This is a genomic window from Nocardioides aquaticus (assembly GCF_018459925.1).
Lineage (GTDB): Bacteria > Actinomycetota > Actinomycetes > Propionibacteriales > Nocardioidaceae > Nocardioides > Nocardioides aquaticus.
In genome coordinates this window covers 1,071,713-1,084,937 of record NZ_CP075371.1, presented here as the reverse complement: position 1 = coordinate 1,084,937, position 13,225 = coordinate 1,071,713, and the positions used below count along the sequence as shown (strand labels likewise).

Genomic DNA, 13,225 nt, shown 5'->3' with positions numbered 1-13,225 from the left:
GGGCCCCACCCTAGGAGGGAGTGGTCCTAGAGTCGTGGGGTGGCCACCCCGTCCCTCGTCCTCGTCTCCGGCGAGCACCTCGACCAGCTGCGCGCCGGCCTGGCCCGCTACGAGCAGGACTACGAGGTGCTCACCGCGACCTCGTGCGCCGAGGCGCTCGACGTCGCCGAGCGGGTACGCGCGTCCGGCGGCCAGGTGGCGCTGTTCGTCAGCGACTCCCGGCTGCCGGACAGCGCGGTGCTCACCGCGTTCCACGCCTGGCGCACGGTCGTGCCCACGGCGCGACGGATGATCGCGGCCCACGTCGACTGGTTCCTGGAGGACGCACCGCGCCTGCGGGGCGGGATGGCCACCGGCAAGTACGACGCCTACCTGCTGATGCCGCAGGGCCCGCGCGACGAGGAGTTCCACCACGCCGTGAGCGAGCTGCTCTCCGACTGGGGCTCCACCGTGGCCGCGCCCGAGGTGGAGTCGGTGCGCATCGTGACGCCGCAGGTCGACGGTCTGACGCTGCAGATCCGGGACTTCCTGGACCGGATGGGGCTGCCGCACCGGGTGCACGCCCCGGACGGCGACGTCGCCCGCCTCGCCCGGGAGGGCCTGCCGGCCGACGCGCCGTACCCCTGGGTCGTGCCGATGACCGGGGTGCCGCTGGCACCGCGGTCGGTGCGCGACGTCGCGCTGGCGGTCTACGGCCGGGCGAGCGCCGAGGACCTCGAGCAGGTCGTCGACCTCGCGGTGGTGGGGGCCGGGCCGGCCGGGCTCGCCGCCGCGGTCTACGCCGCCTCCGAGGGGCTGTCGACGGTGGTGCTGGAGGCCGAGGCGGTCGGGGGCCAGGCGGGCACCTCGTCGATGATCCGCAACTACCTCGGCTTCCCGCGTGGCGTGTCGGGCATGCGGCTGGCCCAGCGCGCCCGCAACCAGGCGCTGCGCTTCGGCACCCGCTTCCTGACCGGGTGGCAGGTCGACCAGGTGCGGGTCGGGAAGGGTGACGAGCCGCACGTGCTCTGCACCGACCAGGGCGAGGTCCGCGCCCGCGCGGTGCTGGTCGCCAGCGGGGTGGCCTACCGCAAGCTCCGCGTCGAGCCGCTCGAGGCGCTGGTCGGCGCCGGGGTCAACTACGGCGCGGCGATGACGGCCGCGCGGGAGATGACCGACCAGGACGTCTTCGTCGTCGGCGGCGGCAACTCCGCGGGCCAGGCCGCGGTGCACCTGGCGCGGTTCGCGCGCTCGGTCACGGTGCTGGTCCGCCGCGACGGACTGGCCTCGACGATGTCGTCCTACCTGGTGAACGAGATCGACTACAACCCGCGGATCTCCGTGCGGCCGCACACCCGGGTCGTGGACGGTGGCGGGGAGGCGCGGCTGCAGCACCTGGTCCTGGAGGACGTCCGCGACGGCACCCTCGAGACCGTGGCCGCCGGCGGGCTGTTCCTGCTGCTGGGAGCCGAGCCGCACTGCGAGTGGCTGCCGCCGGAGGTCGGCCGGGACGAGCGCGGGTTCGTGCTGACCGGGCGCGAGGTCCCGCGCGAGCGCTGGGTCGACGGGCTGCCACCGCCGGAGCTGGCGACCACGGTGCCCGGTGTCTTCGCCGCCGGGGACGTCCGCGCGGGGTCGATGAAGCGGGTCGCCGCCGCGACCGGCGAGGGCGCCTCGGTGGTGCCGCTGGTCCACGCCTGGCTGGCGGGTCCGGTGACCGGAGGTCCAGGAGCGAGCGCCAGCGAGCGTCTCGACACCCCGGACCGCCCCTAGCCGGTCACCTCGTGGCGCCACGGCGGGTCGGCGCCGGGACGCGAGACCGTGACGGCGGCGAGCCGGGCGGCGTGGGCGAGCACCTCCGCGCGGTCCCGGTCGGGGTCGTCCCACAGCGCGTCCAGGATGCCCGCGGAGAACGTGTCGCCGGCCCCGATGGTGTCGGCCACGCCGAGCAGGACCGCCCCGACCTCGGTGACGCCGCGACCGTCGTACCACGCGGCGCCGGACGCGCCGCGGGTCACGACGACCCCGCTCGCGCCGAGCCCGAGCAGGTGCTGCGCCGTGCCGGCCTCGCCGAGCCCGGGCCAGAGCGCCTCGAGGTCCTCGTCGCTGGCCTTGACGACGTCGGCCAGGGCGGCGACCCGCTCGACGCGCGCGACGACCTCCGGCCCGGTCCCGGTGATCGACGGACGCACGTTGACGTCGTAGGTCACCAGCGCCGCGTCCCCGAACCGCTCCAGGGCCGCGAGGACGTCGCGGCAGCCGGGGTCGAGCACCGCGCCGATGGAGCAGACGTGGACCGCGCGCGGGGTGAGGTCGGGCATCGGTCCGAGGCGCCACTCGAGGTCGAAGACGTAGGAGGCGGAGCCGTCCGGCGCCAGCGTGGCCTCCGCGGTGGAGGTGCGCGCGAGCACGCGGGGGTCCCCGGCGTGCTCGACCCCGGAGGCGGCGAGGTGGTCGGCGACGAGGCCGCCGAGGCGGTCACGGGCGTACGACGTGGCGAACCGCACCGGTCGGCCCAGCCGGGCCAGGGCGACCGCGACGTTCGCGGCGCTGCCGCCGGGCATCTCGCGGCGGCCCCCGTCCGGGTCGAGGACGACGTCGACGAGGGCCTCGCCCACCACGAGGACGGGCGGGTCCGTGGCGGGGTCTCCCGGGAGCTGCTCTGGCGACTGGTCTGCCGGCTGGTCGGTGGCCATGGGGAGGGTCTACCACCTCGGGCGGGCCGCGCGGGACGTGCCAGGCTGGTCGTCGTGGAACCGCTGAGCATCGACCCCACCTCGTCGGAGCCGCCCTTCGCGCAGCTCCGGGCCGCGATCGCGTCCCGGGCCGCGTCGGGACGGCTGGAGGCCGGCGAGAAGCTGCCCACGGTGCGCGCGCTGGCCGCCGACGTGGGACTCGCGGTGAACACCGTGGCGCGGGTCTACCGCGAGCTGGAGGCCGACGGGGTGGTGGTGACCGAGGGCCGGCGCGGCACCTTCGTGGCCTCGCCGTCCGGCTCGGCCGTCGCCGACGTGGGCGCCGAGGCCGCGCGGTACGCCGCCGCGGCCCGCCGCGCCGGGCTGAGCCGGTCCGAGGCCGGCCGCCTGCTCGACGACGCCTGGTGAGGCCCGCACGCCGGTGCGCGCCGGGTCGCCTGTGGAGGGGGCCCGCGGGGTGTCGGCCCGATGCCGCATGCTGGCGCTCGCGGGATCGAGGGCACCACCGGCGAGGTCAGGAGAACCGATGAGCGGGACGGGCGCGGCGCACGCCGCGATGCTGGCGAAGGTCCGCAAGCTGCTGGCGAAGGCCGAGGACCCGGCGGCCACCGAGGCCGAGGCCGAGACGTACACGGCGAAGGCCGCGGCGCTGGTGGCGTCCTACGGCATCGACGCCGCCCTGCTCGCCGTCGCCGACCCCGGCACCGACCCGGTCGAGGACCGTCGCATCCCGCTGGACGCGCCCTACGCCGCCGACAAGGCCGACCTGCTCGGCACGGTGGCGATGCGGTTGCGCTGCCAGGTCGTCCGGCTCCGCAGCCGGGACGCGGACGGCTCCGGCTGGACCCTCCACGTCTTCGGGCACCGCAGCGACCTCGAGCGGGCCGAGGTGCTCTTCACCAGCCTGCTGCTGCAGGCCTCGACCCGGATGCTGGCCACCCCGGTGCCGTCGTGGGACCACCCGGCCGCCTTCCGCCGCAGCTGGTTGGCGGGGTTCACCGCCGCCGTGTCCCGCCGGCTCCTCCAGGCCGAGGAGGCGGCGCAGGCCTCCGCCGAGCAGCGCGGGGCCGCCGGCGGGTCGACCGCCCTCGTCCTGGCGGACCGCACCCTCGAGGTGCTGGACGCCGCCGGCCAGGCCTACCCGCACGCTCGCACCGCCCGCTCCCGCCAGCTCTCCGGCGGCGGCGCCGGCCAGGGCTTCGCCGCCGGACAGCGGGCCGACCTCGGCGGCACGCGCCTGGGCGGCACCCGCCGCCCCCTCCCCCGGCGTAGGCGCCGCCCTGGCCGGTGGTCGAGGAGGGAGCGCCAGCGACCGTCTCGAGACCCCCTCCACAACCCCCAGATCCAGCTAGCGTTCGAACGCGTGTTCGACTATACTAGATGCATGACCACCACCGCCGACGACGACAGCACCGGGCCCGACCCGACGCTCGACGTTGACGTGCAGGTGGAGGCCGTGATGTCACCCGACCCCTCGTTCTGGGAATGGGTCCACGCACTCGACACCCAACGCGAGACCACCCGGGTCGAGGCACTCGCGGTGGTCAAGAACGCCAAGGCCGTGCAGGCCGCAGCCGACGTCGCGGTCCTGCAGTCGATCGTGGAGTGGTGCGTCATCAACGAGGCACTCACCGATGATGAGGCGATGTGGATCGCCGGGTACGGCGACCACGGCCTCGCCCTGGGCGGGGTCGGGTGCCCGCTGGTCCGCGAGTCCGCCGTCATCGAGCTGTCCGCCGTCCTCGGTGTCTCCACCCGGTCCGGTGCCAACCAGGTCGCTGTGACGTTGGAGCTGCGCTACCGGCTGCCCAGGTTGTGGGAACGCGTCCTCTCCGGGGCGTGTCCGGTGTGGCGGGCACGCCAGGTCGCGGAGAAGACCATGAGCCTGTGCGAGGACGGCGCCGCCGAGGTCGACCGACTCGTCGCCCCCTTCGCCCACTCCCTCTCCTACGCCCAGCTGACCCGGATCACCGACGAAGCCCTGATGCGGTGGGACCCCGAAGCGGCCGAGGAGAAACGCCGCGCAGCCGCTGACGGCAGGTACTGCCGCATCGGGCTGAGTGAGCACGTCGATGGCACCGTGCAGCTCGACGCCGGCCTCGACCTCGCCGACGCGATCGCCCTCGAAACAGCCGTCAGCGACCGGGCGAAGACCCTCGCCGCCGACGGATCCACCGACTCCTTGGACGTCCGCCGCTCCCAAGCCCTCGGCTCCCTCGCCCTCGGCGAACAGATCCTGTCCGACGACAACGCCGACACCGGGACCAGCGCCGGGGGGGCGACACCGGCGACCGGCAAGCACCTGGTGCTGTACGCCCACATCCCCGGCGCCGTCTTCAACCCCCTGTTCTGCACCACCAGCCCCACCAGCGGGGCCCAGCTCTCCCGCCTGGACAACCGCCACCCCGCCCCAGGTCCGATCACGACCGCCCAGGTCCGGCAGTGGGCCCACACCGCCGCCTCGATCACGATCCGGCCCGTCATCGATCTGGCCGAGTCCATCCATTGCGACTCCTACGAGTGCTCCGACCGGCTCCGCGAACAGACCCAGCTGCGTGACACCACGTGCGTGTTCCCCTGGTGCACCAACCCCGCGGTCTACTCCGACATGGACCACGTGATCCCCTACCCCGAAGGGCTCACCGAGACAGGGAACGTCGCCCCCGCCTGCCGCCAGCACCACCGCGCGAAGACCCACATGGGATGGCACTACGACGTCCTCGGACCCGGCCTCTACCTGTGGACCAGCCCCGACGGGCAGCGGTACCTGCGTTCCCACGCCGGGACCCACCCCCTCGACGTGCTCCCACCCGGGCCACCGCCCGACCCGCTCCCCGAGCAACCCGACACCACCCCGTACCAGGCACCGCCCCCGGTACCGGACGACCCGGACGGCGCCGCCGAGCCTCCACCCCGCAACGACACCCCACCCTTCTGACCCACCCACCGCTGACACCCCAGCAGCAGCCGTACCGCCGGACCGGGCACGCCCACCGGCGGTACCGGCACGCCCACCCCAGCCCCGTCGATGGGTGATCTGCACGCACCAGGTGCGTGCAGAGCACACGTCGACCACCGGCCCAGGTCTCGAGACACTCGCGGCGCTCGCTCCTCGAGCACCGCCCTCGCCGCTCGCTCCTCGACCACGACCCGCGGACGGGTGGAGGGCCGCCTACCCTCGAGCGCGTGAGGTACGTGGTGCTGGGGGCCGGGGCGGTCGGGGTGTCGTCGGCGCGCGTCTTCACGACGCCGGGAGGGCCGTCACGCTGGTGGCGCGGGGCGAGCACTTGGAAGCGATCCAGCGGGACGGGCTGCGGGTGGACCGGCCGGGGGCGTCCGTACGGTGGCCGTGCCCGCCGTCGGCGCGGTCGCCGACGTCGTCTGGACCGACGACACCGTGGTCCTGCTGGCCGTGAAGAGCCACCAGACGCTTGCGGCGCTCGAGGACCTGGTCGCGCACGCACCGCCCGCGACGCCCGTCGTGTGCGTGCAGAACGGCCTGGCCAACGAGCCCGAGGTGCTGCGGCGCTTCCCCCGCACCTACGCCGTCTGCGTGATGCTCCCCTGCACCCACCTCGAGCCGGGGCTGGTGGTCGAGAAGTCGGCGGCCGCCCCCGGGGTGCTCGACGTCGGTCGGGTGCCGCACGGCACCGACGGCGTGACCGCCGCGGTCTCCGCCGATCTCCGCCGGGCCGGGTTCGAGTCCGAGGAGCGCGCCGAGGTGGTGGCGTGGAAGCGGCGCAAGCTCCTGATGAACCTCGGCAACGGTGTCGACGCGGCCGTCGTGCCCGGTGACGACGCCGAGGAGCTCGTACGTCGCGCGCAGGCGGAGGGCGAGACACTCTTCGACGCGCTCGGCCTGCCCTGCGTCAGCGCCGAGGAGGACCGGCTGCGGCGGGGGGACCACCTCCGCCGCCGCGACGACGTCGGCGGCGACGGCGACGGGGGCTCCACCTGGCAGAGCCTGACCCGCGGCACGGCCAGCGAGATCGACTACCTCGCCGGCGAGATCGTCCTGCTGGGGCGGCTGAACGGCGTCCCCACCCCGGTCAACGCGGCCGTCCAGGCCCTCACCCGGCAGCTCGCGGTCTCCGGGGGCCGGCCCCGGAGCGTCGACGCCGCGGCCGTGCTCGACGCCCTCGTGACGGACGACGAGGGCCCCGCCACCTCTCGGTGACGGGGCCCTCGGCGGGTGACGACCAGGCTCAGGCCTTGGTGTCGCCCTCGGTGCTGTCCGCAGCGTCGTCCTCGGTGGAGTCCGCGGTGGAGTCCTCAGCCGCCGGGCCGTCGCCGGCCGGCTCCTCGGACTCGGCGACCGTGCTGTCGGGCGTGGTCTCCTCGGTCATCGCCGTGGGCGCGTCCTCGGCCGGGGCCTCGGTCGTGTCCTCGGACTCCGTCGCGGCGGGCGCGGCGGCGGCGGCCGGGCGCGAGGTAGCCGCGCGCGGGGTGGCGCTGTACGCCTCGGTCACCAGCTCGATGACCGCCATGGGGGCGTTGTCGCCCTTGCGGGGGCCGATCTTGGTGATCCGGGTGTAGCCACCCGGACGCTCGGCGAAGGTCGGCGCGATCTCGGTGAAGAGCAGGTGCACGACACCCTTGTCGTGGATGGTCCGCAGGACCTCACGACGCTGGTGCAGCGGGTTCTCGCCGAGGTGCGCCTTCTTGGCCTTGGTGATCAGCTTCTCCGCGATCGGGCGCAGGTGGCGCGCCTTGGCCTCGGTGGTGGTGATCCGGCCGTGCTCGAAGAGCGCGGTCGACAGGTTGGCCATGATCAGGCGCTGGTGCGCCGGGCTGCCGCCGAAGCGGGCGCCCTTCTTGGGCTTGGGCATCGTTCTTCTCGATCCTCCCGGGCCGTGTCAGGTACCCGGGTAGTGGGGTGTGCGGGTCGGGGACGGACGCCCCCGGGGTGATCAGTACTGCTCGTCCTCGACGAAGGCGTCGTCATCGTCGTCGTAGGCCGCCAGCGCGGTGGCCGGGTCGAAACCGGGCGCGCTGTCCTTGAGCGAGAGGCCCATCTCGACGAGCTTGGCCTTGACCTCGTCGATCGACTTCGCACCGAAGTTGCGGATGTCGAGCAGGTCCTGCTCCGAGCGGCTGATGAGCTCACCCACGGTGTGGATGCCCTCGCGCTTGAGGCAGTTGTAGGACCGGACCGTCAGCTGCAGGTCCTCGACCGGCAGGGCGAGGTCGGCCGCGAGCTGCTCGTCGACCGGCGACGGGCCGATGTCGATGCCCTCGGCCTCGACGTTGAGCTCACGGGCCAGGCCGAAGAGCTCCACCAGCGTCTTGCCGGCCGACGCGATGGCGTCGCGGGGCAGGATCGAGGGCTTGGTCTCGACGTCGATGACCAGCTTGTCGAAGTCGGTGCGCTGCTCGACTCGGGTGGCCTCGACCTTGTAGGTCACCTTCATGACGGGGCTGTAGATCGAGTCGACCGGCATCCGGCCGATCTCGTTGTCGCCGCCCTTGTTCTGGACCGCCGAGACGTAGCCGCGGCCGCGCTCGACGACCAGCTCCATCTCCAGCTTGCCCTTGTCGGACAGCGTGGCGATCTTCAGGTCGGGGTTGTGGACCTCGACGCCGGCCGGCGGCGCGATGTCGGCGGCGGTGACGTCGCCGGAGCCCGACTTGCGCAGGTACATGGTGACCGGCTCGTCGTGCTCGGAGGAGACCACGAGGCCCTTGAGGTTCAGGATCATCTCGGTGACGTCCTCCTTGACCCCCTCGATGGTCGAGAACTCGTGCAGCACGCTGTCGATCTTGATGCTGGTGATCGAGGCGCCGGGGATCGAGGAGAGCAGGGTGCGACGGAGGCTGTTGCCGAGGGTGTAGCCGAAGCCGGGCTCGAGCGGCTCGATGACGAACCGCGAACGGAACTCGTCGACGGTCTCTTCCGACAGGGTGGGGCGCTGTGCGATGAGCACTGAATCAGTCCTTTCCGGGTCCGACCGCTATATGAAGGGCCCAGATGTTCAAGAAGGTGGCAACGGTGGCGTGAACCGGTCCCGGGGCCCGGGCCCGCACGGCGGACCCGGACCCCGAGGGGGCAGTCGGGGGCGGAGCCCCCGACCGTTTACTTCTTGGAGTAGAACTCCACGATGAGCTGCTCCTGGACCGGGATGTCGATCTGGGCCCGGACCGGGCGCTGGTGCACGAGGACGCGCATGCGGGTCGGGATGACCTCGAGCCACGCCGGGACGACGCGCTCGCCGTGGGTCTCACGCGCCACGATGAACGGCGTGGTCTCCAGCGACTTCTCGCGGACGTCGACGATGTCGTGCTCGGTCACCTGGTACGACGGGATGTCGACCTTGTGGCCGTTCACGAGGAAGTGACCGTGCACCACGAGCTGACGCGCGTGGCGACGCGTGCGGGCGAACCCGGCGCGGTAGACCACGTTGTCGAGGCGGCACTCGAGCATCTGGAGCAGGTTGTCGCCGGTCTTGCCCTGGCGGCGCGACGCCTCGTCGTAGTAGTTGACGAACTGCTTCTCCATCACGCCGTAGGTGAAGCGGGCCTTCTGCTTCTCCTGCAGCTGCGTGCGGTACTCGCTCTCCTTGATCCGCGCGCGGCCGTGCATGCCGGGCGGGTAGGGGCGCTTCTCGAAGGCGGCGTCGCCTCCGACGAGGTCGACACCGAGACGGCGCGACTTCCTGGTCATGGGGCCGGTGTAACGAGCCATGGTTCCTCAGTCTCCTGTCGGTCTCGGGGTCAGACGCGCCGGCGCTTGGGCGGGCGGCAACCGTTGTGGGGCGTGGGCGTGACGTCCTGGATGGTGCCGACCTCGAGGCCGATGGCACCCAGCGAGCGGATCGCGGTCTCGCGACCCGAACCCGGACCCTTGACGAAGACGTCGATCTTCTTCATGCCGTGCTCCTGGGCGCGGCGGCCGGCGGCCTCCGCAGCCATCTGCGCGGCGTACGGCGTCGACTTGCGCGAGCCCTTGAAGCCGACGGTGCCGGCCGAGGCCCACGAGATGACCGCCCCGGCGGGGTCGGTGATCGTGACGATCGTGTTGTTGAACGTGCTCTTGATGTGGGCCTCGCCCTGAGCGACGTTCTTCTTCTCCTTGCGGCGCACCTTCTTGGCGCCCGCAGCGCGTGCCTTGGGGGGCATGTGCCTTCTCTCCTGGAACTAGCTGGTCTGGGTGATCGAGCTCGGCGTCGCCGACCCGGGGGTCAGCGGGCCTTCTTCTTGCCGGCGACCGTGCGCTTGGGGCCCTTGCGGGTACGCGCGTTGGTCTTGGTCCGCTGGCCGCGCACGGGCAGGCCCTGGCGGTGGCGGCGGCCCTGGTAGCTGCCGATCTCGATCTTGCGGCGGATGTCGGCCTGGACCTCGCGACGGAGGTCACCCTCGGTCTTGAAGTTGGCCTCGATCGCGTCGCGGAGCTGGACCAGCTCGTCGTCCCCGAGCTCGTGCACGCGCGTGTCCGGGCTGACGCCGGTCACGGCGAGGAGCTGCTGGGCGGAGGTACGGCCGATGCCGTAGATGTAGGTGAGAGCGATCTCGATGCGCTTGTCGCGCGGGAGGTCGACTCCGACGAGGCGTGCCATCAGGTGGCGTTCCCTTCGGTTGTTCGCGACGGTGTCGGTCGTGGCGCGTCCCGGGCGGGTGTCCGGGCTCCGGCCGTTGCTCCGGAGGTGGTCGGTCGCTCTCCCCGGGGGGCGGGCGACCTAGCGGTCACGTTGTGGTGGTGCTGTCGTGCTGACCCGGGTGGGTCAGCCCTGGCGCTGCTTGTGGCGGGGGTTCTCGCAGATGACCATGACTCGGCCGTGGCGGCGGACCACCTGGCACTTGTCACAGATGCGCTTGACGCTGGGCTGGACCTTCATGGCGGCCCTTTCTCGTGTGCGGCGGGTTACTTGTACCGGTAGACGATCCGACCTCGGGTGAGGTCGTACGGGGACAGCTCCACCACCACACGGTCCTCGGGGAGGATCCGGATGTAGTGCTGTCGCATCTTGCCGCTGATGTGGGCGAGGACCTTGTGCCCGTTGCTGAGCTCCACGCGGAACATGGCGTTCGGCAGAGCCTCGGAGACGGTGCCCTCGATCTCGATCACGCCTTCTTTCTTCGGCATGTCCTCACAATCTGCTCGTCGGTTCGCGTCTACCGTCGCGCCCGGGAACCACCCGGTCCTGTGGTTCTGGCGATGGCGCCAGCAGGACCGGTGGACCTCGTCGGGCCGGACGGGCACCACGACCCGCGCACGACGGCGGACAGCCCCGAAGAGCTGGACGACGACGATCGCGAGCAGCCGCTTGGCGCCACGACGCAGACCCACGTTGGGCCGACACGCCAGTCTAGGCCGAAACCGCGGGGAAACACGAATCCACCTGAGCGGCCGGCCGACTGGTCACAACCTACCGTGCCGGCCCGGTCAGCCGAGGAGGCGGAGGGTGTCCTCGCGGCGCGGTGACGTGGCGGGGTCGGTGCCGACGTGCTCGCCGGTCACCGGGTGGACCATCACCTCGTCGACGCCGTGGGCCACGGCGAGCTCGGCCAGGCCGTCGCGGACCCGGTCCGGCGTGCCGACGACCCAGCGCTTCCGCATCCCGGCCAGCAGGTCGGCGTGCGCGGGCGGCAGCGTGGCGACCTCCTTCTCGGCCTCCTCGACCAGCAGCTGCGGGCGCAGCGTGCCCCCGGTGCGCAGGGCCAGCATCGCCAGCAGCTGGGGCAGGGCGAGCAGCTCGGCCTCGTCCTGGTCGGGGGCCACGCACACGTTGACGGTCAGGAAGGTGCGCGGCACCTGGTGCTCGGGCGAGGCGTCGGGATCGGCACGGAAGCCCTCGCGGTAGAGCTCGAGCGCCTCGGTGGTCCCCTGGCCGGCGAAGTGGTGCGCGAAGACGTACGGGAGCCCGCGCTCGGCCGCGAGCCGGGCGGAGTAGTCCGAGGAGCCCAGCAGCCACAGCTGCGGGACGGTGCGCGCCTGCGGCGTGGCGCGCAGGCTCGAGGACCGCCCGCCGACCGAGACGCCGACGCCCTCGGGCGCCATCATCGCCCGCACGTCGTCGACGTACTGCGGGAAGCGCGAGACGGCCTCGTCGGTGACGCCACCGGCGCCGTGGCGCAGGGCGTAGGCCGTCACCGGGTCGGTGCCGGGGGCACGACCGATGCCGAGGTCGATCCGGCCGGGGTGCGCCGCCTCGAGGAGCGCGAACTGCTCGGCCACCACGAGCGGGGCGTGGTTGGGCAGCATCACGCCGCCCGAACCGACCCGGATCCGCTCGGTGGCGGCGGCGAGCATCGCGATCAGCAGCGGCGGGTTGGTCGCGGCCACCGACGGCATGTTGTGGTGCTCGGCCACCCAGTAGCGGTGGTAGCCGGCCGCGTCGGCCACCCGGGCCAGGTCGCGCGAGGACGACAGCGCGTCACCGGTGGACTGGTCGGTGCGCACCGGCACGAGGTCGAGCACGGACAGGGTGGGCTGCGCGGTGGAGGTCATCGTCAGGCACAACCACCGCGGCGGCCGGTGGATTCCCGGCCGCCGCGACCGCGCGGCGGGTGCCGGCTCAGACCCGCTCGACGGCCCGCTTGTCCTTGCGGTCCTTGGCCAGGCTGGCCAGCGTGGTGACGGTCAGGATGCCGACGATCGCGACCAGCGAGGCCCAGATCGGGACCTCGGGGGCCCACCCGACGTGCTCGCCGCCGTTGATGAACGGCAGCTCGTTGGTGTGCAGCGCCTCGAGGACCAGCTTGACGCCGATGAACGCGAGCAGCACCGACAGGCCGATCGAGAGGTAGACCAGCCGCTTGAGCAGGTCGCCGATCAGGAAGTAGAGCTGGCGCAGGCCCATCAGGGCGAACACGTTGGCGGTGAAGACGATGAACGGCTCGTTGGTCAGCCCGAAGATCGCGGGGATCGAGTCGAGCGCGAACAGCAGGTCGGTCAGCCCGAGGGTCAGGATCACCACGAACATCGGGGTCAGCATCCGCTTGCCGCCCTCGCGGCTGGTCAGCTTCACGCCGTTCCACTCACGCGTCAGCGGGAGGTGCTTGGAGGCGAACGCGACGATCTTGGGCTCCTGGTACGCCTCGTCCTCGTCGTCGTGGCTCAGCACGAGCTTGACGGCGGTGTAGATGAGGAAGATCCCGAAGAGGTAGAAGACCCAGCTGAAGGCGCTGATGGCCGCGGCGCCGACCGCGATGAAGATGCCGCGCATCAGCAGCGCGAGCACGATGCCGACCAGCAGGGCGGTCTGCTGGTACTGCCGCGGCACGTCCAGCTTGGCCATGATGATGATGAAGACGAACAGGTTGTCGACCGACAGCGAGTACTCGGTCAACCAGCCGGCGAAGAACTGCGCGCCGTAGTCGACGCCGCTGATCGTGGTGATGGCGATGCCGAACAGGATCGCGGCGCCCACGAAGAGCGCCAGCGCCCGGGCGCACTCGCGCATGCTGGGCTCGTGCGGCCGACGACCGACCACGACCACGTCGAAGAGCAGGACGGCCGACGTGACGACGACCGTCACCACCCAGACCCAGGGATGGATGTCCACTACTGCTCCTCCGAGATGGCGCCTAGGGCGCGGGTAGGGCCGCGTCCG

General features: G+C 72.5%; 15 protein-coding genes. 5 read left to right on the top strand and 10 right to left on the bottom strand.

All coding sequences use genetic code 11. The features are described from left to right. Positions 1-39 precede the first annotated feature (39 nt). Positions 40-1,752: an NAD(P)/FAD-dependent oxidoreductase gene (locus ENKNEFLB_RS05335; protein WP_214058240.1), complete on the top strand. Its 1,713-nt coding sequence runs from the start codon at positions 40-42 to the stop codon at positions 1,750-1,752. Here ENKNEFLB_RS05335 and ENKNEFLB_RS05330 read toward each other — a convergent pair. Continuing rightward, the gene (locus tag ENKNEFLB_RS05330; RefSeq protein ID WP_214058239.1) at positions 1,749-2,675 is read right to left on the bottom strand and encodes a carbohydrate kinase family protein; all 927 of its coding nucleotides are present in this window, start codon (positions 2,673-2,675) and stop codon (positions 1,749-1,751) included. The genes ENKNEFLB_RS05335 and ENKNEFLB_RS05330 overlap by 4 nt on opposite strands. A 54-nt stretch (positions 2,676-2,729) precedes the next feature. Between ENKNEFLB_RS05330 and ENKNEFLB_RS05325 the strand changes: the two genes are divergently transcribed. The 4 genes from ENKNEFLB_RS05325 to ENKNEFLB_RS05310 all read left to right on the top strand — a co-directional run bounded on the left by ENKNEFLB_RS05325 (position 2,730) and on the right by ENKNEFLB_RS05310 (position 6,852). After that, positions 2,730-3,083, top strand: a complete 354-nt coding sequence (locus tag ENKNEFLB_RS05325; protein WP_214058238.1) for a GntR family transcriptional regulator — start codon at positions 2,730-2,732, stop codon at positions 3,081-3,083. Positions 3,084-3,201: 118 nt separating this feature from the next. Then, complete coding sequence (locus tag ENKNEFLB_RS05320; protein ID WP_214058237.1) at positions 3,202-5,613, top strand: DUF2786 domain-containing protein; 2,412 nt, start codon at positions 3,202-3,204, stop codon at positions 5,611-5,613. 94 nt (positions 5,614-5,707) lie between these two features. Next, complete coding sequence (locus tag ENKNEFLB_RS23105) at positions 5,708-6,091, top strand: 2-dehydropantoate 2-reductase N-terminal domain-containing protein (RefSeq protein WP_214058236.1); 384 nt, start codon at positions 5,708-5,710, stop codon at positions 6,089-6,091. Next, positions 6,025-6,852: a ketopantoate reductase family protein gene (locus tag ENKNEFLB_RS05310; protein WP_214058235.1), complete on the top strand. Its 828-nt coding sequence runs from the start codon at positions 6,025-6,027 to the stop codon at positions 6,850-6,852. The genes ENKNEFLB_RS23105 and ENKNEFLB_RS05310 overlap by 67 nt, the downstream gene beginning before the upstream one ends. A gap of 28 nt (positions 6,853-6,880) precedes the next feature. Here ENKNEFLB_RS05310 and rplQ read toward each other — a convergent pair whose 3' ends face one another. The 9 genes from rplQ to ENKNEFLB_RS05265 form a co-directional block, all read right to left on the bottom strand. Next, positions 6,881-7,504, bottom strand: a complete 624-nt coding sequence (gene rplQ / locus ENKNEFLB_RS05305) for a 50S ribosomal protein L17 (RefSeq protein ID WP_214058234.1) — start codon at positions 7,502-7,504, stop codon at positions 6,881-6,883. A gap of 81 nt (positions 7,505-7,585) precedes the next feature. Continuing rightward, positions 7,586-8,599 carry a DNA-directed RNA polymerase subunit alpha gene (locus ENKNEFLB_RS05300; RefSeq protein ID WP_214058233.1) on the bottom strand — a complete coding sequence of 338 codons (1,014 nt, stop codon included), beginning with the start codon at positions 8,597-8,599 and terminating at the stop codon, positions 7,586-7,588. A 149-nt stretch (positions 8,600-8,748) separates the two neighbouring features. Beyond that, positions 8,749-9,357, bottom strand: a complete 609-nt coding sequence (rpsD, locus tag ENKNEFLB_RS05295) for a 30S ribosomal protein S4 (RefSeq protein WP_160005433.1) — start codon at positions 9,355-9,357, stop codon at positions 8,749-8,751. Positions 9,358-9,386: 29 nt separating this feature from the next. Then, positions 9,387-9,791 carry a 30S ribosomal protein S11 gene (gene rpsK, locus ENKNEFLB_RS05290; protein ID WP_214058232.1) on the bottom strand — a complete coding sequence of 135 codons (405 nt, stop codon included), beginning with the start codon at positions 9,789-9,791 and terminating at the stop codon, positions 9,387-9,389. 62 nt (positions 9,792-9,853) lie between these two features. Further along, positions 9,854-10,228 (bottom strand): 30S ribosomal protein S13, encoded by a 375-nt coding sequence (rpsM, locus tag ENKNEFLB_RS05285; protein ID WP_160005429.1) that lies wholly within the window; start codon positions 10,226-10,228, stop codon positions 9,854-9,856. A 165-nt stretch (positions 10,229-10,393) separates the two neighbouring features. Next, positions 10,394-10,507, bottom strand: coding sequence for a 50S ribosomal protein L36 (gene rpmJ, locus ENKNEFLB_RS05280; protein WP_214058231.1), 114 nt, complete (start codon positions 10,505-10,507; stop codon positions 10,394-10,396). Positions 10,508-10,533: 26 nt separating this feature from the next. Continuing rightward, entirely contained in the window at positions 10,534-10,755 is a 222-nt protein-coding gene (gene infA / locus ENKNEFLB_RS05275; RefSeq protein ID WP_160005425.1) for a translation initiation factor IF-1, read from the bottom strand. A gap of 300 nt (positions 10,756-11,055) precedes the next feature. Continuing rightward, on the bottom strand, positions 11,056-12,120 hold the full coding sequence (locus ENKNEFLB_RS05270) for an LLM class flavin-dependent oxidoreductase (protein ID WP_214058230.1): 1,065 nt from the start codon (positions 12,118-12,120) through the stop codon (positions 11,056-11,058). 67 nt (positions 12,121-12,187) lie between these two features. After that, positions 12,188-13,177 (bottom strand): TerC/Alx family metal homeostasis membrane protein, encoded by a 990-nt coding sequence (locus ENKNEFLB_RS05265; RefSeq protein WP_214058229.1) that lies wholly within the window; start codon positions 13,175-13,177, stop codon positions 12,188-12,190. Between the last annotated feature and the right edge of the window lie 48 nt (positions 13,178-13,225).

Bases quoted from the DNA above. Each gene is read 5' to 3' on its own strand.
- ENKNEFLB_RS05330 (WP_214058239.1), bottom strand. From the start codon at position 2,675: ATGGCCACCGACCAGCCGGCAGACCAGTCGCCAGAGCAGCTCCCGGGA.
- ENKNEFLB_RS05320 (WP_214058237.1), top strand. From the start codon at position 3,202: ATGAGCGGGACGGGCGCGGCGCACGCCGCGATGCTGGCGAAGGTCCGC.
- rplQ (WP_214058234.1), bottom strand. From the start codon at position 7,504: ATGCCCAAGCCCAAGAAGGGCGCCCGCTTCGGCGGCAGCCCGGCGCAC.
- rpsD (WP_160005433.1), bottom strand. From the start codon at position 9,357: ATGGCTCGTTACACCGGCCCCATGACCAGGAAGTCGCGCCGTCTCGGT.
- rpsK (WP_214058232.1), bottom strand. From the start codon at position 9,791: ATGCCCCCCAAGGCACGCGCTGCGGGCGCCAAGAAGGTGCGCCGCAAG.
- rpsM (WP_160005429.1), bottom strand. From the start codon at position 10,228: ATGGCACGCCTCGTCGGAGTCGACCTCCCGCGCGACAAGCGCATCGAG.
- rpmJ (WP_214058231.1), bottom strand. From the start codon at position 10,507: ATGAAGGTCCAGCCCAGCGTCAAGCGCATCTGTGACAAGTGCCAGGTG.
- infA (WP_160005425.1), bottom strand. From the start codon at position 10,755: ATGCCGAAGAAAGAAGGCGTGATCGAGATCGAGGGCACCGTCTCCGAG.
- ENKNEFLB_RS05270 (WP_214058230.1), bottom strand. From the start codon at position 12,120: ATGACCTCCACCGCGCAGCCCACCCTGTCCGTGCTCGACCTCGTGCCG.